The sequence below is a fragment of the Paenibacillus whitsoniae genome, assembly GCF_003955665.1.
GTDB classification, from domain to species: domain Bacteria; phylum Bacillota; class Bacilli; order Paenibacillales; family NBRC-103111; genus Paenibacillus_E; species Paenibacillus_E whitsoniae.
Window position 1 is genome coordinate 25,382 of record NZ_RXHU01000041.1, and the last position, 18,289, is coordinate 43,670.

Sequence of the window (18,289 nt, forward strand, 5' to 3'; positions counted from 1 at the left end):
GTATCTCTCAAGCGGTCTCGTTATACCGGAAGCGCACCGTCATCTTCCAGGGAATCCGTCCGGTACCAAATGTTCTTGAAATCGAACCATCCGATTGTATTAAATGTTATGCCCTGCAGATGCGGGCTGTATACCAATTGTTGGGTCGTATGAAGCAAAAACAAGACGGCATAGCTGTCCGAGACCAGCGCCTGCATCGCGCGAATCCGCTGCAAACGCCTTTCGGCGTCGGGGTCTGCTTCAATGGCCGCAATTGTGTCGTCAAACACTTGGCGCTGCTCGTCCGTCGCGAATAAACGCGTGGGCATATTGCCGATTTTGTACATCTCAATCAGACATCGGGCCTCATCGTCATCCGCAACAACACCTCCTAATACCACATCCGCCTCCATCAAAAGCTGCACGTTGGTCATCTGTTCGTAAGTGCAGACCTTCAACTCAACAGGGATTCCAATCGCCTTGCAGGAGGCTTGAATCCATTCCACCTGGCCGATATTCTTCTTCGTACAGATGATAAGAATCGGCTCTCCCACATACCCGCATGCCTGCAAAAGAGCCCTCGCCCGCTCCGGCTGGTCATCGTCCGGGGGCAGCCCCGGCGTAGCCGGCGGCAGGAAATCCGCGGCCGGTCTGGCATGGTGAAGCCCCAGTTCCTTGATGAGGCCGCACCGGTTCAGGACGAGCTGAATCGCCTGTCGGAAGTGCGCCGCTTGCTGCGGTCCTGGCTTACGCAAATTAAACACCAACGTACTGGAGCCCAGCATCATGATCTCTTTCCTGCGCCAGTGTGCAGGAGCAGGTCTCGTATAGTGATTGAGCTTCCCCATTTGGAAGTTGAGCTGCTGCCACCTCCGTTCGCTGACATCATCCGGCACATACATCAGTTCGATCCTGTCGAGATGCGCACACTCCCGATAATAGTCCTCGAAGGCTTCCAACGTCACGCCGCCCTTATCATGCCTTGTAATCCGGAACGGCCCTGTCCCCACAGGCAGCATGTTGGAGTCCGCTGCGCTGACAGCGCTGTACACATCGGCCGGCACGATCGCCGCCTGATACGAACTGAGATAGTGCGGCAGCAAGTAATTCGGCGCATGCAGCTTCAACCGAACCGTCAGCCGATTAACGGCCCGAATGTCCTTCACCGACTGCATCAGCCAGCGATTCGGCGAGCTCTCTGTGCCGATGGTCCGAAGTCGGCCCAGCGTGAAGACCACATCTTCGGCCGTCAGCTCGCGGCCATGGTGGAACTTTACCCTTTTCCGCAAATAAAAGGTCCACTCCGTCGCATCGTCGTTGCTCGCCCACGCGTGAGCAAGACCCGGCTCGACGCTCCCGCACATCGGATTGAAATAAAGCAGCGTATCGAAAGCTTGCTTAATGAAGTGAAGATCGCGCGAGAAGAGCACATTCACCGGGTCTAACGTCAGCACGCGAATCTGCATGGGCAGCCGGAGCGTCTCGGAATTGCCGCATTCGGCTGTTCCCCGGTAGCCGAAATAGCTGCCGAGCCAGGCCAGGAAGCGGTCCATGACGACGCCGTCCAAGCCTTCCATTTGAAATAAGCCCATGGCACTGTTCAAATTCCCCTGCTCTACCAGAAGCTTCGCTTCCGCGAGCAGCAAATCCTCCGCCGAGGCCAGGAACCGGATCGCGGATCGATGTCCGCGGCCCCGACCCGGCGTCCAGACGATCCAGCCCATTTCGCTCATTTTGCGGATCAAAAATTTCACATTGCGTTCCGAACAATAGAGGTATCCGGCAATTTCTTCAACGGAGACGGGCACGTCCATATGCGGGCGGGAGCTCGGTACAGCGCGCGCTATCGATGTCTTCAACTGAGCATATTGCAAGGCAAGCTGCATGAAATTCCCCTCCTCCTTGATGAGTTAACCAAGAGTATAGATCCTATCTGACCAACGGTCAACATGCTGCAGATGGAGAAAAAGGTGAAAGTTTTCATGTGCGCTATACACTTTTTAACTCGCGGTCATTTGTTATGATAGGTTGACCAAGACGTGAAAGACTATAAGAAAAGGTGAACCAGCATGACTTTCTTTCAATTTCATCCCAACGTGCGGCTGCGCATTGCGCTAAGCTTCCTAACCAACGTACTCAGCAACATGATCCTTCCGTTCATGTCGATTTATATCGCACGAACGCTCGGCACGGTGGTAGCCGGTACGGCCACTACCATTTCCATCGCCGTCGGCTTGCTTGCCGCCACCATTGGCGGACATTACGCGGACCGGATCGGCCGTAAAAAAATGATGCTGCTCGGCGAAGGCGTCGCCCTACTCGCTTATGTCATCATGACCTTTGCCAACTCGCCGCTATGGCATTCTGCGGCCCTGACGCTGCTCATGACCGTCATCTCCAGCGCTTCCTGGGGGCTGAGCAAACCGGCCGTAGAAGCCATGCTGATTGACGTATCCACTCCCGATACGCGCAAGGCCATCTATCGCATCAACTATTGGTCGAACAACCTGGCCATTTCATTTGCGGGATTGATCGGCGGTTTTTTCTTCAGTCAATATCTGTTCCAGCTTCTGCTGGCTGCTAGCGGGATGTCGCTCGTTGCGTTCATGATCACGGCCATCTTCATGTCGGAGACGATGCCTGCGACGGTGCCTGCGGCTGAACGTGCTGCAGCGGACTTGCCTGCCGAGGCCGAGGCTGAGGCTGGGGTCAAACCACAGCAGGTCTCCATGTTTGAACGGTACAAAGAAGTGCTGCGCGATCGGCGATTCGTTCGCTATTTGCTTGCCAGTGTGCTCGTCGTTTCCGTCGAGATGAATCTTAACGGATATATCGGCGTGCGGATTGCGCAAGATATTCAGCACACCCCCTGGCTCCCGGGGCTCGCTTCGACCGTTGACGGGCTGCCGCTCGTCGGGATCCTGCGGACCGAGAACACGATTGCCGTCGTGCTCCTCTCCCTCTTCGTCGGTCGGCTGCTGCGAAACACCTCCGACACCAGAGTCATGCTGCTGGCCATGTTCCTGAACGTAGCCGGCTACTCGTATCTCGTCATCGGCGGCCAGCCTGCCATGCTTCTGCTGCTTATGCTGGTGGCGACAATCGGAGAGATTACCTACGTCCCGCTCAAGCAAGCGATGCTGGTGCAGCTCGTCCCCGATCACGCCCGCAGCTCCTATATGGCGCTCAGCTCCATGACGAATCGAGTAGCCATAATGCTTAGCGGTCTGAATCTGATCATCGGCGGCTTGCTTCCGAGCGGCGCCATGGCGATCTTCATTCTGGTGACCGGTGTGGCCGGCATCGGCTTGATCGCGTCCATCCTGCCGAGCCTGAGGGAAGAAGAGCGTATGCGTCAGGCGGCGGTGTTGTGAGAGGAAGTTGCGCTTTCTTTGCCACATTCCGAGGGTTAGGAGCTTCCGAAAGCTCCTCCTCATTCCTCGTCTGAGGAATGCCCGAACCGACGGATATCCCCTGAATCAATGCCTAACGCCCGCCCTCCTCGCACCTCAGTTCGAGCCCGAACCGATCCTTCCTAGGCTGAACTGGAAAACCTCCCGTTCATTTCACTTGAATACAGCTTCTAGGCCAACTCAACTGGAAAACCTCCAGCTCATTTCAGCCAATTTCGAGACAAGTCGCCAGATCAGTCTAATGTACAGGAGAAATTCCAGTTCATCTCCCTATTCGGCCGAAAACACGAAAATCAACTGGAGAAATTCCAGTTCATTCAAAGGAGCTGCTAGGCAAACGCCTCTCGCGCTTCGAGCACGGATCAACTAGGGGAGCTTCTCGCCCTCACTCCCACCAACAACAAGCACAAAAAAAGAACAGGAGGTCTCCCTCCTGCTCCAGCCTTGCTTAGTATGTCAGACCTGGGTACAGCGGATATTGCGCTGTCAGGTCTTTCACGAGGCCGCGCGCTTTTTCGAGCGTAGCTTCGTCTTTTGGATTTTTCAACGTCATCGCGATGACTTTCGCAATGGTTTCCATCGCTTGCGTGTCCATGCCGCGGGATGTTACCGCAGGCGTACCCAAACGGATGCCGCTTGTGATGAACGGGCTCGTAGGATCGAACGGAATCGCATTTTTGTTCGCTGTGATGCCCACTTCGTCCAATACGTGCTCAGCATCTTTACCGGTGATGTTCAGGTTGCGCAGGTCAACCAGCATCAAATGGTTGTCCGTACCGCCGGACACGAGGTTGATGCCTTCTGCCATCAAAGCGTTCGCCAGCGCTTGCGCGTTGTTGATCACGTTTTGACCGTAGACTTTGAAATCAGGCTGCAGAGCTTCGCCGAAGGATACAGCTTTCGCTGCGATCGTATGCATCAACGGTCCGCCTTGCGTACCTGGGAATACAGCCTTGTCGATCGCTGCCGCCCACGATTTGCGCGTCAGGATCATACCGCCGCGAGGACCGCGAAGCGTTTTGTGTGTTGTTGTTGTCACAAAGTGCGCGTGCGGCACTGGGTTCGGGTGAAGACCCGCAGCAACCAAGCCTGCGATATGCGCCATGTCGACGAAGAACAGCGCGCCAACATCGTTCGCGATGGAAGCGAGCGCTTCGAAGTCAATCGTACGCGGGTATGCGCTTGCGCCTGCTACGATCATGCGAGGCTTATGTTTGAATGCCGCTTTGCGGACATCGTCGTAATCGATGCGGAAATCTTTTTCGCTGACGCCGTAAGCAACGAAGTTATAGATGATACCGGAAGCATTTACCGGGGAGCCGTGCGTCAAGTGACCGCCATGCGCCAGGTTCATACCCAGGACCGTGTCGCCCGCGTTCAGCGCAGCCAGGTAAACCGCCATGTTCGCTTGCGCGCCGGAGTGAGGTTGAACGTTCGCGTGCTCGGCACCGAACAGTTCTTTTGCGCGGTCACGAGCGATATCTTCGACGATATCGACGTATTCGCAGCCGCCGTAGTATCTTTTGCCCGGATAGCCTTCTGCGTATTTGTTCGTCAGCACGGTACCCATCGCTTCAAGCACCGCTTGGCTTACGATGTTCTCGGAGGCGATCAGCTCGATTTTGTCGCGTTGGCGGCCCAGCTCCAGGTTCATCGCTTCTACAATCTTCGGATCTTGCTTGCTCAAAAAGTTCGTCATTTTCATTTCCTCCCATAAAAATAATAACTGCTTAACAATCCGCGTCAGGTGCTGCTTGTTGATATAACGCTTTAGCGGCTTCTTCCGTATAAACCGCCCTCACACCGCCGATCAGTTTCGGCCGTGTATACGCCATTGTGACATACGCCTGGCCGATGTGACGCACAGGCGGTCTTGCCGGCACAGCAACTCTTCGCAAATGCATGCCGATCAACGTGCTGCCGATATCGATCCCGGCGTGCGCCTCAATCGTCTCGACCACAACCGGCTCGGTAAAATGCCGATACGCATACGACGCCATCGACCCGCCAGCCTTCGGCACGGGAATAACCGATACCGGCTCCAGCCGCGGATAGTGCGCCAACGTCGCCGCCTCGACCACAATCGCACGGTTCAGATGCTCACAGCACTGATACCCCACATGCAAGCCGAACTCGGCCGCAATGCGCTGCGTCGTTTCGTAAATCGGCTTCGCCACATCGAGCGTCCCGGACGTGCCAATGCGATGGCCGAGAATTTCACTCGTACTTGTTCCCACGACCAAGAAGTGACCAGACTTTAATTGCCCGACCTGGACAAGCTCCCGAAGGTTCGCTTCCAGCGCCTCAGCGATAGGGATTCCGGCTGTATCTGTCATCGCGAGTCCCCTTTCTTAGGGATGTACCGTGAAACGGTCTTCAATGCTTTGCACTTTGTTAATCCGGTTCTGGTGGCGTACGCCTTGGGAAAATTCCGTTTCCAGCCAAATCTTCACGATTTCCTCGGCAACACCGGGTCCGATCACGCGTTCGCCCAGCGCCAGCACGTTCGTATCGTTATGCTCACGCGTCGCTTTCGCCGAGAACAGATCATGCACCAGCGCGCAGCGAATGCCCGGCACTTTGTTGGCTGCAATCGACATCCCGATGCCCGTCCCGCAAATCAGAATCCCTTTGTCCGCATCGCCGCTCACGACTTGCTGACAAACTTGCAGCGCATAATCGGGATAATCCACGGAGTCCGCGCAGCTGCAACCGTAATCCGTCACTTGGTGGCCTAAGGATTCAATAAAAGGAATGATAACATCTTTCAAACGGTAGCCTGCATGATCCGCGCCAATTGCAATTTTCATGTGTTCGTAACGCTCCTTTGCTTGTTCGAATTCGTCCATCCTATTATAGCCCAAAAGTCCACGAAAAACGAAAAAAGAGCGAACACGCTTAAGAAAAGCGCGCTGCTCTTGTGCCCAGGCGACCGGCCGTATACCTCAATGCTCCACTGTGGTTACACCCACTCGTCGCCAGTTACATTGAGTCTTGCTACATATCTCGTATTTTATCGCATTCCGCGCGGGCTGTAAAGCCTCTTCCTCCTGGCAAAACCGCCCGTTTCACGCCAGATTTACGAGGATTCCTTCAGCTTGCGGACCAATTTGGCCAAGCATGCCTCGATTTCCGCCGCCGTCGTCTGGTAATCGGACAAAGAGCCGCCAAACGGATCGGAAATATCGTAATCCGGAATCGCATCCTCAAGGGTGTATAAGCGATCCCGTTCTTCCTCCGTAATCGCCTGCGACAGCGCCTGCTTCATCTGCAGCTCGGAAATGAGCCGCTCCCGCTCCGCAATCGCCTCTAGGTTTTCGGTGTTATCTTCTACATATTCTTTGAGGGTAAATGTTTTATCCACGGCATGCGGGAATCGCTGAATCACCGTCCGTTTATGTCCATTCGTCATCGTCAACACAAGATCCGCCCACGCGATATCCGAGGACTGAATTGCAAACGAGGAGATTGTTTCCTCAAAGCCCGCCTCCTGTAAAAGCGCTGCGCTATGCCGGGAAATCGGTCCCCCCGTCATCGCCGATACGCCTGCGGACCGGACTTCCGCCACAAGTCCCTCTTGGCGTACCTTCATACGCATCAAGCCTTCAGCCATTGGGCTCCGGCACGTATTTCCCGTACAAACAAACAGAATTCGCAACTTGAAATCCCCCTTCCTGCGGCTTTGAACATATGAACTACCTCTACATTTTATCACAGTAAAAACTTGATCCCAAATGCCAGAAGAATCAGACCGCCAAACGCTTCACCGTACTCGCCGATCCACCCGCTCACATGCCGACCCAGCAGCAGCCCCAGAATCGAAAGCAAGCCGCCGAAGAAGCCGAACACTAGAACGGTCAGCGCAATATCCGTCGAGAACATCCCCAGTGACACGCCGACAGAGAACGAATCGATACTGACACTCAGCGCAAACACCGTCAGTCCCACGATCGTCCGATGGTCAAACGAAACCGCCTCTTCGCCCCGAACCGAACTGTACACCATATGCGCGCCGAGGATAATGAGCAGACAGCCGCCGGCTGCCGTCGCCACGTTGCCTAATAGCAGCGACACATACTGGCCCATAAAAATCCCCATCAAGGGCATCAAGATGTGGAAAACACCGATAATCACGCTGATTTTCAATATATCCAGCAAGCGAATGCCTTTCATCCCGATGCCGATGCCTAACGAGAACGCATCAAGACCCAGTGCAACCGCCATGATGCAGATCGTCATGATTTCGCCTAACTGTATGTCCGATACGAGCATTGCACAGGTCCCCTTTGTCCACGATTCTTTCTCAAGATATGCGGACAAACTGGGAATCATGCTAGTTGACATGCGGGTAGCCAGAGTGAACATGGCAAAATAGAGCTAACGTCCAGCTGCCTTCATAGGCTGGCTGTTTCTTCGTCAGATCGGCGCATTCGTAAAAATTACACCTGCACCAACCGATGTCCTGCCGCTTTGCGCAGCCGATTCATGACGGCTTGGCCGATCCCCGTCTCCGGGCAGCCTTCTGCGGCAATGTAGCGGATGCCGTGCTCATCAAATGTACGAAGCGCCGCATAGAGCGCCTGCGCAATCGATTCAGGCTCAGCGAGCGAGCCGCAGGCAAGCACCAGATCGGCGCTGTAACGCGGCACATGCTCGGAAAAGGTTAAAATCCCCGTCGTCTCCCCCCGGGACTTCGCTGCGTCAATGTCTTGCTGTAGCCAAGCTGCTATCGCAGCCGGATCGTCGCCGCTGACAATATGCATGTACCCTTGCGGCGCGTAATGCGTATACTTCATGCCCGGCGCGCGCGGCGTTTCCGACGCCCGCACCTCTTCGTGCGCCGCCGCATGGATGCGCATGAGCGGCAGCACGCGCTGCAGCTGCTCCATCGTCACGCCGCCGGGGCGCAGGACGTACAGGGCGCCGTCAGCGAGCTGGACGACCGTGGACTCCACGCCCACGCCGGCAGGACCCCCGTCGACGATGCCGCCAATGCGGCCGTCGAGGTCGTCACGCACGTGCGAAGCGAGCGTCGGGCTGGGCCGGCCGGAGCTGTTCGCGCTCGGCGCGGCCACAGGCACGCCCGCTTCGCGCAGCAGCTCAAGCGCGACCGGGTGATCCGGCACGCGGACCCCGACCGTGGTGAGGCCGGCCGTCACCAACGGCGAAATGCTGCCTGACTGAACAGGCAGCACGATTGTGAGCGGGCCGGGCCAGAACGCCCGCATCAGCGCGCGATGCGCGTCCTGCAGGGCGTCTGCCTGGACGAGCCCGGAGAGCTGGTCTTCGTCCGCAATATGGACGATCAAAGGGTTATCGGAAGGCCGACCCTTGGCCTTAAAAATGCGTTCCACCGCCGCAGAGCTCGTCGCGTCGGCGCCAAGCCCGTATACCGTTTCCGTCGGAAACGCAACGGTTTCCCCCTGGCGGAGCAGCCGCGCCGCTTCGATTAGCGCCTGGCGGTAGTCAGCGGCTGAAGCCTCTTCTATCTTCCAATAGACAGTCACGATTGTCGTCATCCTTACGCGTTAATTTTAACTGAACCAGGAGGCGATTTTTTGAATCACTTCCCAGACAAAAAACTTCACTTGCGGCTTTTCTGGCGCGTCCGTGCTAGTGTCGGCAGCCGCGGTCACCTTCTCCGCAGCTGCGGCTTTCGTCGCCGCTTTCGCGGATGGCGAAGGGGAAACTTTGGCGCTGCCATCCTTCGCGCTCTTCTCGTTCTTCGCCGCCTTCGTCTCCGCTTGCGCCGTTTCAGCCGGCTTGTCCTTGCCTTCGGTTTTGGCAACGACCGCCGAGGCGGCAATCGCTTCGCCGGATACCGAATCCACAAAACAGAGCGGCGGGAACAGCACGCACCACCAGTTCTGGCCTTCACCGGAGCCGATCACCACGCGCAGGGCTTCGTAATCGCCGGCGGGGTAAATGTCATTGCCGTACATTTTGGTCGGGAACGGGACAACCCCCAGCTCCACCGAATGGGTATATGTGTAGCCGCGCTCCTGAATCATTTGGCCGACCAGCTCGTCGAACTCAGGCAAATGCTGCCGCACGACCGCGCGCGCTTCCTCCAGCGAATGCGGGCCTACGACCCATTCTTCCATGCGGGCGATAATCGCGTCGCGAATCTCTCTTTTCAGCGCTTGATCCTGCGCCGAGTCCGAGTTCGCCAGAATGCGCAAACGAATCGACTCTTCCGGAATTAAAGGGGACACCACCGCCGCATTTGTACGGTTCGATTCCCAACACATCATCATTACAATAAGTGCAAAAGCCACGAATAATAAGTGCTTAAATGATTGGCGCTCTGTTCTCTTGACCATGAGGAAAGCCCCTTTCTCTTACCGTCTACTAGCCAGTATGGGCAAGAAAAGAGGGGGCTAAACCTAGCAATCTATGAAAATTTTAATAGAGTCGGACCGTCGGCTCGCGGCACCCAGGCCACAAACTGTAAAAAGTACAGGTAAATCGCCCAAAAGGTGCAAAAATTTAAAAAGAGCTGTAAAACCTACATCAAAAAATCACGAATCCCACAGATTCGATGCGTTTTTCGAAAAAGACAGCGTTTTACCTGTACAAAATGCAGGTTCTGGACTCCACCCCCGTGCTTTCCGCCGAATTTGCTGCAGGAAATACAGGTAAACATCCGCTCCCCTCACTTCACCCAGCTTCAACAGCTTTCAGCTACTTGCGGACAAGTGACTTTTTGCGCTGGATCGAGTACGTCGAGGGGTATCGATTGGTTGTGCTAAGGTCGCGCTGAGCGCATCAGACATTCGGTGGGCGATAGCGGTTAAGCAAGTCCAGGCGGACAAGCGGCTTCCTGCGTGGAAGTGAGACTGCTGCAGGGAAGCTGCTTGTTGCCCTAACAGGTCTTGCCGAGCATGTTGGCCGGTCGATAGACAGTAGTGGCTGAGGGACTGCGCCCCAGACGCGGAAGGAGCAAGAAAGCAGGCGGCGTGAAGCAAAACCGCTGTCGCAGACCGCCTAACGCGGCCCGATCGCGATCACGTGGCGATCGATCCCCTGGAGATCCGGCACAAAGCGGATCTCCTCCCACTCGGCGACGCCGCGCAGCATCGCCGCCACGGCCTCCGCCTGCCGGATGCCCACCTCAAACCCGACCAGGGTCGGGATTCGCGGAAGCTGCGGCAGCTGCGCCACCAAACGGCGGTACAGGTCGAGTCCCTCGACACCGCCGAATAACGCCGTGTGCGGCTCGTACAGCCGCACTTCGGGCATCAGCGCGGGCAAGTCGCCGTCCGGAATATAGGGTGGGTTGGACACCACCATATCCGGCGCGAGCCCGCGAGCAATGTACGGCTCGAGGAGGTCGCCCTCGAGCCACTCCACACGCGCAGCAACCCCGTGGCGCTGCGCATTCAACTGAGCCATCTCCAGCGCTGCCGCGGAGATGTCGCTCGCCGCCACGCGCCAGTCGGGGCGCGCGTGCGCGATGGTCACCGGGATGATCCCGCTCCCGGTGCCGACATCCGCAAGGAGCGGCGCCCCTTGCGGGAACAAGCGCGAGCCCTCGCGGAGCACCGCCTCCACGAGCAGTTCGGTTTCCGGCCGCGGGATCAGCACGGCCGGTCCAACTTCAAACGGAAGGCCGTAAAAATCCTGCTCGCCGAGGATATACTGTACAGGCTCGCCCGCGGCCTTCCTGTCAATGAGCTGGCTCCACGTAGCTGCCAGCTCCTCCGGAAAAGGCTCCTGCCAGCGGAACAGGAGCTCCGTCCGGCTGCAGCCCAGCAGGTGTTGCAGCAGCAGCTCGGAGCAGGCCGGAGCCTCCGCCACGCCCTGCCCCGCTAAAAAAGAAGAAGCCTGAACATAGGCTTCTCGAATCGTTCTCGCAGTCGGCATCACATCGCCTGCTCTCCTTTTTCCAGCGCATCGGACTGCGCTGCGATCGTCAGGGCGGATACGATCTCGCCCATGTCGCCGCTCAGCACCGTTTCCAAACGGTGCAGCGTCAGGCCGATCCGGTGATCGGTCACACGGCTTTGCGGGAAGTTGTACGTACGTATCCGTTCGGAACGGTCCCCGGTACCTACCTTGGACTTCCGCTCGCCCGAATATTTCGCTTCTTCTTCCTCGCGAATTTTGTCGGAAATCCGCGCACGCAGCACGCGCAGCGCCTGCTCTTTGTTCGAGTTTTGCGATTTGCCGTCCTGGCACGTCGCCACAATACCTGTCGGCACGTGCGTCACACGGACCGCCGATTTCGTCGTATTAACGGACTGACCGCCGGCACCGGAGGAACAGAACGTATCGACACGAATGTCCGCATCGTTAATAATAACTTCAACCTCTTCCACTTCCGGCATGACGACAACCGTCGACGTGGACGTGTGAATCCGGCCGCCGGACTCCGTCACGGGAATCCGCTGCACACGGTGCGCGCCGCTCTCATATTTGAGCTTGCTGTACGCGCCTTTGCCCGTAACCATGAAAATAATTTCTTTAAAGCCTCCCAAATCATTGACGGAAGCATCCAAAATTTCCGTTTTCCAGCCCTGGCTGTCCGCATATCGCGTGTACATGCGGTATAAGTCGCCGGCAAACAGCGCCGCCTCATCGCCGCCCGCCGCGCCGCGAATCTCCACGATGACGTTCTTGTCGTCGTTCGGATCCTTCGGCATCATCAGGATGCGCAGCCGCTCTTCCAAATTAGCGGATTGCTCGCTGAGCTCCTCGATTTCCATTTTGACCATTTCGCGCATTTCGTCGTCCAGCTTCTCGTTCTGCATCGCTTTCGCGTCTGCCAACTGTTCGGACACGCTCTTATATTCATTGTAAGCGTCGTAGGCTTCCTGCAAATCGGACTGTTCCTTCGAGTACTCTCTTAATTTCTTCGTATCGCTTGTTACATCCGGGTCGCACAACAGCTCGCTAAGCTTCTCGTAGCGGTCTGCAATTGCTTGAAGTCGATCCAACATAAGGGATCTCTCCTTTCTGGTTTTATCGTTTTACACGTTGAAACGGAAATGCATGACGTCGCCGTCGTTCACGACATAGTCTTTGCCTTCCAGACGCACTTGGCCTTTTTCCTTCGCCGCGTTCATGGAGCCTGCCGCCATCAGATCGTCGTAAGCGACAACCTCCGCGCGGATGAAGCCCCGCTCAAAATCCGAGTGAATCACGCCAGCCGCCTGTGGCGCCTTCATGCCCTTGCGAATCGTCCAGGCTCTGACTTCCTGAACGCCCGCCGTAAAATACGTATACAAGCCCAGCTTGCGGTACGCTGCTTTAATCAATCTATTCAAGCCGGACTCCTGGAGTCCCAGTTCTTCGAGGAACATGGCTTTTTCTTCATCTTCGAGCTCAGCAATCTCGGATTCCACCTTCGCACTGATGGAAACAACTTCGTTGTTTTCTGCTTCCGCGAATTCTTTTACCTTTTGCACATACGGATTCTCGTCAGCTTTCGCCACTTCATCCTCGCCCACGTTCGCCGCATACAGCACCGGCTTCATCGTCAACAAATGCAGATCGCGAATGATCAGCTTCTCGTCGTCGCTGAGGTCAACGCTGCGCGCCGGTTTATCCTGGTACAGCACTTCCTTGATGCGTTCCAGGCATTCCACTTCGGCCGCGACTTTCTTGTCCCCGCTTTTAAGGTTTTTGCGCGAGCGCTCGATTTTCTTCTCCACGGATTCAATATCCGCGAGGATCAGCTCCAGATTAATCGTCTCGATGTCGCCAATCGGATCGACTTTTCCGGAGACGTGTGTAATATTATCATCCTCAAAGCAGCGCACAACATGCACAATCGCGTCTACTTCCCGGATATGGGCCAAAAATTTATTGCCAAGCCCCTCGCCCTTGCTCGCGCCCTTCACCAAACCCGCGATGTCCACGAATTCAAATGCGGTCGGAACAATGCTTTTCGGCACGACCAACTCAACCAGCTTCTGCAATCTTTCGTCCGGTACTTCAACAACCCCAACGTTCGGATCAATCGTACAAAACGGATAGTTCGCGGACTCCGCACCCGCTTGTGTAATTGCGTTAAACAATGTCGATTTTCCTACGTTCGGTAGACCGACGATTCCTGCTTTCAAAGCCATTTGATTACAACTCCTTAATGTTTGAAGATCATCCTTCTTATTATATAGTACTTGGTGCGCAAAAAAAAGCCCGCTTTCCCGCAAACAAAAACCCAAAAGAAGGCTTCCCTGGTAATTGGGGGCCTCTTATGGGTTCGTTTGAGATTTGGTTGTCTGCCGATTCTATTGACTGGCGGCGGCCTTCTTTTCCATCGCCTTTTGGTATTCCAGATCCCGCTTTTGAATGAAATACGTTTCGATTTGTTTGCGTAAAATAAAGCCTCTCAGCGCCTTGGCCTGCTCCGTCTCTACGCTCGTGAAGCTTGCGCCGTAATAAAAGCCTTCCTCCAGCCATTCCTTTCGGACGATCTCAATGGAAGAGGCCATATTAAAATCCAAAATGAGCTCCACGTCGAGCAGCGACTGCTTTTGAATAATTTTATCGATCATCGGCGCATCTTGTATCGTGAATCCAATGCCGCTCATGGAAATATTCTTAATCTCAATCGTGATCGGATTCTCCAATTGATGTTGGGCACCCCGCCCCTGCAATCCAATCAGCCTGCCGGAGTAACCAACTTGCACCCGCGCATGCTCACGCTTCTCCGTGAATTTCCGGCGATTTTCCGGCGGATTCAGCACCATTAACGAACCCGCTTCCTTCGCGATTACCGTTGTATGCAGGACGAAAAGGCCTGACTTGGAATAAACGACCATTTTGACTTTATCCCCGAGCTGGAATACATCGTATTCCGGAAGCTCCACTTCCATAATATCGCCCAGTGCATAGGTGAGGACGCCTGTGGCGACGAAATCGTCTTTGCCGACCATCGTTTTGCTGTCAATTAATACATCTGCGTCATATCCCTCTTTGCTGCCGTACAGTTTCAGAGCACTTTGATTATGTAACACTTCTCGCCACACCTCTTCCTATTTCTGTTCTTGTCAGACATCGCGTTAGGGACGCGGAATTGCCTACGTTAAGCAAAAAAAGACCGCTCCCATGCACGGAGCAGCCCATTACCTCATCAAAAAGAGTGATTTTCGGTAACCAGGCTGCCATAGTTCTTGTTCCAGAACCTTAGACCCTTAGCTTTGCGTCCTTGCCTTTCAGCAAGTTTGCCGTTGTCGAACCTGTTATGTAATTGTCGAATGTGGGGCCTTCTAAGGCCCGCGGTTACTTTCATTATACGAGAGCGAGCTGCGATCTTTCAAGGAAAATCCTTGCAACGCCCCTCCATTTAGTGTAAAAATGGGAATGGCACAAATATCCACAGTGATAATAGGTTATCCACATGATTATCCACAGCTTGTTAACAACGAATGCTTGTTCGATTTTTATGCACATGTGGATAAACGATTTTTGAAATTGCGAGGTGTCCCCTTGTGGATGACAATAACGAACATATTCCCTGGATGCGGGAGGCAATAGCCGAAGCTCTGAAAGCGGAAGCGATCCGCGAAGTGCCGATCGGCGCCGTCGTCGTACACCAAGGCCAGATTATCGGCCGCGGCCATAATCTGCGGGAGACAACGCTTGACCCATTGGCGCATGCGGAGCTGATCGCGATTAAACAGGCCAGCGAGCACCTGGGTGCTTGGCGCCTGCTGGATTGCCAGCTGTACGTGACGCTGGAGCCTTGTCCGATGTGCGCGGGCGCGATCGTGCAGGCGCGGGTGCCGCAGGTGATCTACGGCACGATCGACCCTAAGGCGGGATGCGCAGGCACGCTGATGAACCTGCTGCAGGAGTCGCGGTTCAACCACCGCGTTGATGTGATCAGCGGCGTGCTGCAGGAAGAGTGCGCGGCGATGTTGACGCAGTTTTTTCGCAAGTTGAGAGGGAAAGTGTAGCTAGCCAAGAGAGCGGAGGACTGATGCTATTTGGATAAAAAGAAATTACTCATCGGAACAGCTGCTCTGTTGCTTTGTTTTGCAGGTGCGGTTAAGGCTGCCAGCCTGAATGGCGATTATGCGGGGAATCCCATCGTGAAAGTGCTCTTCGGAGGCAAGGAATTGCAGGTCGAAGACGTGCCCGGCGTTATCCAAGACGGCCGTACGCTTGTGCCGCTTTATTTGTTGAAACAAACCGGTGCATCCGTTACTTGGGACCCTGACAAATACGCGGTCGATGTATCGTTTCCGAATAAAGTAGAGGATTTTGCTGCGACAATTCCTGCTTTAAATGAACAAGCTAAAGCCTACGCAGCCAAAAACATTCAACTCATCTACAATGCATACGGCCCTTATGTAAAAGTCGAGCTTGAGCAAGCAGGCGATTCCAATACCGATAACGATCATATCATCGCTTTATCTCAATTTGTCGTGAATTCACCAGTAGAAGAACTGATTGTTGAAACCGTCCATAATCATCAAGTATTTGGGATTACCGCCTTGAAACGATTGGATGCCGAACAGTTTCATCAGAAGAAACTGTCTGAGTATGACTTTATCCGACGTTGGCGTTTCCAGCCCAATAATTCAGCCATTGACCTGGCTGCGCCCAACCGCCCCCAACCGACACCTCCTCAACCCACCGTTGGCACAGGTATCGGACCGGCATGTCAGCAAATTACAGCTAACTACAATGCGCAGATGCTAGAGGCTGTAAATACTTATAATGCTAGTGTTACTTCACATTCCAGCGGCTTTGATGAATACTTAAGTAAATTGCAACAGTCCATGGAAGCTGCTTTGAAAGAAAACCATTGTTGAATGAACTGAACGTTACTTAGGGCGATCGCTCCTTCTGCAACCAAAAACATTGCACCACACAAGGCTTCATGCTATCATAAATGGTGCTATGCGCCCGTAGCTCAGCAGGATAGAGCAACAGTTTCCTAAACTGTAGGTCGTACGTTCGAATCGTATCGGGCGCGCCAACGTATAAGATCAAGAACCGCAGCAAGATGCGGTTCTTTTTTGTTTTCAAGCCCATTTATAAAAAAACGCCCTCCTCACATCGAGAGAGGAAGGCGATTGTACATAAATCAACGCAGTTTAAACTTCGATAGCACCCCGTGCAAATCTTCTGCGAGAGCGGACAACGCGTGCGCGGATGAGGAAATTTGCTCCATTGCGGCCAGTTGCTCTTCCGTGGCGGCTGAGTTGTTCTGGCAGGCCGCAGCGACTTGATTCGTCGAGGCGTCGGCCGCTTCCGTCAGTTCGACGATGTGCTGGCTCGAAGCGGCCAGCTCGATCGTGGTAGCCGATGTCCGCTCGATCTGATCGGACACCGAGTCGACGTGGGCAGCCAGATCGGAGAATGCCTTGTCCGCCGTCTCTGCTTTGTGCAGTCCGATCGCGGTCTTGTGCTTACCCTCATCCATCGCATGAACCGCATGCGCCATCCCTTCGACGATCTCGGCGATGAGTTCGGCGATTTGCTGAGAGGAGCGCTCCGACTGCTCGGCCAGCTTGCGGATTTCTTGAGCGACGACAGCGAATCCTTTGCCATGCTCCCCCGCACGTGCAGCTTCGATAGCCGCGTTCAGGGAAAGCAAATTCGTGCGGTTGGCCAAATCCGCGATCATGCCGGTAATGCCGCCAATTTGCTGCGAACGGTCGCCCAACGTTTGAATGACGGCTGCCGCCGATTCCACGGACGTTTGGATATGCTGCATGTCCTCGACAATGTCACGCACCGCTGCCGCACCCTGGCGCGTCGCCTCCGAGGCGGAATGGGCGAGTGTGGAGATCTCCTCACTTGCACCCGACATGTCCCGGATACCGCCCGCCATGTCATGCATGGACTGTACCGTACTAGAAACGTGCCGCTGTTGATCCTCTATACTTAGCAGAATTGTCTGCGTCGACTCGACGATCTGCTCCGTGACGCGCGTCGTCTGTTCCGCACTCGCCGTCAGCTGCTCCGCGGACGAAGCGACCTGGAACACCGTATCTTGTGCTTGAGATAGAATGCCGCGCAAATTAGCAATCATCCGGTTAAAGGTGCGCGCAAGGTCGGCAATTTCATCCTTGGCATCCGCCTTCAGTTCACGGCTAAGATCGCCATGCCCGTCGGCGATTTCTTTCATTTGACGGTCTGCCGCAGCGAGCGGCCGCGTGATCGAGCGGGAGAGCAGCAGCCCAATAACAATGGCAACGATGATACTCACCGTACAAATGAGGATCATCAGCAGCAGTTCGTTGTCCTGCTCTGCTTTCCGGTCAGCTTTATCTCCGTCCAGCTCGGAGGAGAAGCTTGCGATCATGTCGGAGACGAGCGTCTCAACTTGCTTGCGCACGGTTCGCTCGTCACCAAAATGAATAGCCTGCGCGTCTGCGGTGCTCCCTCTTTTCATAGCTGCCAGCACTTGGTCACTCGCTTTCGCGTAAGCATCATAAAGCTGTTTGAACTCAGCTAAGCGCCCCTTATCCGTGTCATTCAAGGAAGGATGCGCTTCAATAGCCGCAATCAGATCGGCGACGATTGCCCGCTTTTGCGCGATTTCAGTCGGATATTGTCCGTCTTTCGTGATTAAATAAGCCCTTTCGTCGTTGGACATGCCGGTAAGCCGATATTGAATTTGGGCAAAGTCGGCGCTGAGGTCCAGATCCCCCATCATCTCTTGGTAAGCATCTCCGGTTTTCTTGATATGGTCATAGGTGAACATCGAGAGTCCGAGCAGAAGAATGATCAAAGAGGCGAAACTTACGAATAACTTGGAACGGATTTTCATGCTGTACACCCTTTCTTGTTTGTACAATAAAATAACAATGAATACGATAAAATTCGACAATTTCAGCCAAAATTCCTCCCTGAATATAGGCTTATTCATTAAAAAGCTATCTTTAACAGACAAGAAGACGTTAAGGGGAATTTGTTCTCTCCCTAGCGAGGAA

General features: G+C 54.7%; 16 protein-coding genes, 1 tRNA gene and 2 riboswitches. Of the genes, 4 read left to right on the forward strand and 13 right to left on the reverse strand.

Going from position 1 to position 18,289, the window contains the following annotated elements:
• Window positions 1-20 precede the first annotated feature (20 nt).
• Window positions 21-1,865 (reverse strand): ABC transporter substrate-binding protein, encoded by a 1,845-nt coding sequence (locus EJQ19_RS14565; RefSeq protein ID WP_126141964.1) that lies wholly within the window; start codon window positions 1,863-1,865, stop codon window positions 21-23.
• 183 nt (window positions 1,866-2,048) lie between these two features.
• On the opposite strand from EJQ19_RS14565, the gene EJQ19_RS14570 reads away from it, so the two are divergent.
• On the forward strand, window positions 2,049-3,353 hold the full coding sequence (locus EJQ19_RS14570) for an MFS transporter (protein ID WP_126141965.1): 1,305 nt from the start codon (window positions 2,049-2,051) through the stop codon (window positions 3,351-3,353).
• Between the two features lie 487 nt (window positions 3,354-3,840).
• Here EJQ19_RS14570 and EJQ19_RS14575 read toward each other — a convergent pair whose 3' ends face one another.
• The 11 genes from EJQ19_RS14575 to EJQ19_RS14625 all read right to left on the reverse strand — a co-directional run bounded on the left by EJQ19_RS14575 (window position 3,841) and on the right by EJQ19_RS14625 (window position 14,356).
• The gene (locus tag EJQ19_RS14575) at window positions 3,841-5,091 is read right to left on the reverse strand and encodes a serine hydroxymethyltransferase (protein ID WP_126141966.1); all 1,251 of its coding nucleotides are present in this window, start codon (window positions 5,089-5,091) and stop codon (window positions 3,841-3,843) included.
• A gap of 31 nt (window positions 5,092-5,122) precedes the next feature.
• Window positions 5,123-5,728, reverse strand: a complete 606-nt coding sequence (locus EJQ19_RS14580; RefSeq protein ID WP_126141967.1) for a TIGR01440 family protein — start codon at window positions 5,726-5,728, stop codon at window positions 5,123-5,125.
• A 15-nt stretch (window positions 5,729-5,743) separates the two neighbouring features.
• Complete coding sequence (rpiB, locus tag EJQ19_RS14585; protein WP_126141968.1) at window positions 5,744-6,202, reverse strand: ribose 5-phosphate isomerase B; 459 nt, start codon at window positions 6,200-6,202, stop codon at window positions 5,744-5,746.
• Window positions 6,203-6,307: 105 nt separating this feature from the next.
• Window positions 6,308-6,388, reverse strand: a riboswitch (ZMP/ZTP riboswitch).
• A gap of 83 nt (window positions 6,389-6,471) precedes the next feature.
• Complete coding sequence (locus tag EJQ19_RS14590; RefSeq protein ID WP_126141969.1) at window positions 6,472-7,050, reverse strand: low molecular weight protein arginine phosphatase; 579 nt, start codon at window positions 7,048-7,050, stop codon at window positions 6,472-6,474.
• 53 nt (window positions 7,051-7,103) lie between these two features.
• Window positions 7,104-7,664, reverse strand: coding sequence for a manganese efflux pump MntP (locus EJQ19_RS14595; RefSeq protein ID WP_126141970.1), 561 nt, complete (start codon window positions 7,662-7,664; stop codon window positions 7,104-7,106).
• A 167-nt stretch (window positions 7,665-7,831) separates the two neighbouring features.
• Window positions 7,832-8,911: an L-threonylcarbamoyladenylate synthase gene (locus EJQ19_RS14600; protein ID WP_126141971.1), complete on the reverse strand. Its 1,080-nt coding sequence runs from the start codon at window positions 8,909-8,911 to the stop codon at window positions 7,832-7,834.
• Window positions 8,912-8,926: 15 nt separating this feature from the next.
• A complete protein-coding gene (spoIIR, locus tag EJQ19_RS14605; protein WP_126141972.1) occupies window positions 8,927-9,715 on the reverse strand; it encodes a stage II sporulation protein R in 789 nt (262 codons plus the stop codon).
• Window positions 9,716-10,379: 664 nt separating this feature from the next.
• Window positions 10,380-11,258: a peptide chain release factor N(5)-glutamine methyltransferase gene (prmC, locus tag EJQ19_RS14610; protein WP_126141992.1), complete on the reverse strand. Its 879-nt coding sequence runs from the start codon at window positions 11,256-11,258 to the stop codon at window positions 10,380-10,382.
• Window positions 11,258-12,334, reverse strand: coding sequence for a peptide chain release factor 1 (gene prfA / locus EJQ19_RS14615; protein ID WP_126141973.1), 1,077 nt, complete (start codon window positions 12,332-12,334; stop codon window positions 11,258-11,260). Before prfA ends, prmC begins: the two co-directional genes overlap by 1 nt.
• 30 nt (window positions 12,335-12,364) lie before the next feature.
• Window positions 12,365-13,465, reverse strand: coding sequence for a redox-regulated ATPase YchF (ychF, locus tag EJQ19_RS14620; RefSeq protein WP_126141974.1), 1,101 nt, complete (start codon window positions 13,463-13,465; stop codon window positions 12,365-12,367).
• Window positions 13,466-13,627: 162 nt separating this feature from the next.
• A complete protein-coding gene (locus EJQ19_RS14625) occupies window positions 13,628-14,356 on the reverse strand; it encodes a PilZ domain-containing protein (protein ID WP_126141975.1) in 729 nt (242 codons plus the stop codon).
• A gap of 131 nt (window positions 14,357-14,487) precedes the next feature.
• Window positions 14,488-14,578, reverse strand: a riboswitch (cyclic di-GMP riboswitch).
• A 252-nt stretch (window positions 14,579-14,830) separates the two neighbouring features.
• Between EJQ19_RS14625 and tadA the strand changes: the two genes are divergently transcribed.
• The 3 genes from tadA to EJQ19_RS14640 all read left to right on the forward strand — a co-directional run bounded on the left by tadA (window position 14,831) and on the right by EJQ19_RS14640 (window position 16,326).
• Window positions 14,831-15,298, forward strand: a complete 468-nt coding sequence (gene tadA, locus EJQ19_RS14630) for a tRNA adenosine(34) deaminase TadA (protein ID WP_277600946.1) — start codon at window positions 14,831-14,833, stop codon at window positions 15,296-15,298.
• 30 nt (window positions 15,299-15,328) lie between these two features.
• Window positions 15,329-16,159 (forward strand): stalk domain-containing protein, encoded by an 831-nt coding sequence (locus EJQ19_RS14635; RefSeq protein ID WP_126141976.1) that lies wholly within the window; start codon window positions 15,329-15,331, stop codon window positions 16,157-16,159.
• Between the two features lie 90 nt (window positions 16,160-16,249).
• Window positions 16,250-16,326 (forward strand) — tRNA-Arg (locus EJQ19_RS14640).
• Window positions 16,327-16,434: 108 nt separating this feature from the next.
• Here EJQ19_RS14640 and EJQ19_RS14645 read toward each other — a convergent pair.
• Window positions 16,435-18,126 (reverse strand): methyl-accepting chemotaxis protein, encoded by a 1,692-nt coding sequence (locus tag EJQ19_RS14645; protein ID WP_164716556.1) that lies wholly within the window; start codon window positions 18,124-18,126, stop codon window positions 16,435-16,437.
• Between the last annotated feature and the right edge of the window lie 163 nt (window positions 18,127-18,289).

Coding starts and splice junctions, on each gene's coding strand:
- EJQ19_RS14565 (WP_126141964.1), bottom strand. CDS start 1,865: ATGCAGCTTGCCTTGCAATATGCTCAGTTGAAGACATCGATAGCGCGC.
- EJQ19_RS14570 (WP_126141965.1), top strand. CDS start 2,049: ATGACTTTCTTTCAATTTCATCCCAACGTGCGGCTGCGCATTGCGCTA.
- EJQ19_RS14575 (WP_126141966.1), bottom strand. CDS start 5,091: ATGACGAACTTTTTGAGCAAGCAAGATCCGAAGATTGTAGAAGCGATG.
- EJQ19_RS14580 (WP_126141967.1), bottom strand. CDS start 5,728: ATGACAGATACAGCCGGAATCCCTATCGCTGAGGCGCTGGAAGCGAAC.
- rpiB (WP_126141968.1), bottom strand. CDS start 6,202: ATGAAAATTGCAATTGGCGCGGATCATGCAGGCTACCGTTTGAAAGAT.
- EJQ19_RS14595 (WP_126141970.1), bottom strand. CDS start 7,664: ATGCTCGTATCGGACATACAGTTAGGCGAAATCATGACGATCTGCATC.
- EJQ19_RS14600 (WP_126141971.1), bottom strand. CDS start 8,911: ATGACGACAATCGTGACTGTCTATTGGAAGATAGAAGAGGCTTCAGCC.
- spoIIR (WP_126141972.1), bottom strand. CDS start 9,715: ATGGTCAAGAGAACAGAGCGCCAATCATTTAAGCACTTATTATTCGTG.
- prmC (WP_126141992.1), bottom strand. CDS start 11,258: ATGCCGACTGCGAGAACGATTCGAGAAGCCTATGTTCAGGCTTCTTCT.
- prfA (WP_126141973.1), bottom strand. CDS start 12,334: ATGTTGGATCGACTTCAAGCAATTGCAGACCGCTACGAGAAGCTTAGC.
- ychF (WP_126141974.1), bottom strand. CDS start 13,465: ATGGCTTTGAAAGCAGGAATCGTCGGTCTACCGAACGTAGGAAAATCG.
- EJQ19_RS14645 (WP_164716556.1), bottom strand. CDS start 18,126: ATGAAAATCCGTTCCAAGTTATTCGTAAGTTTCGCCTCTTTGATCATT.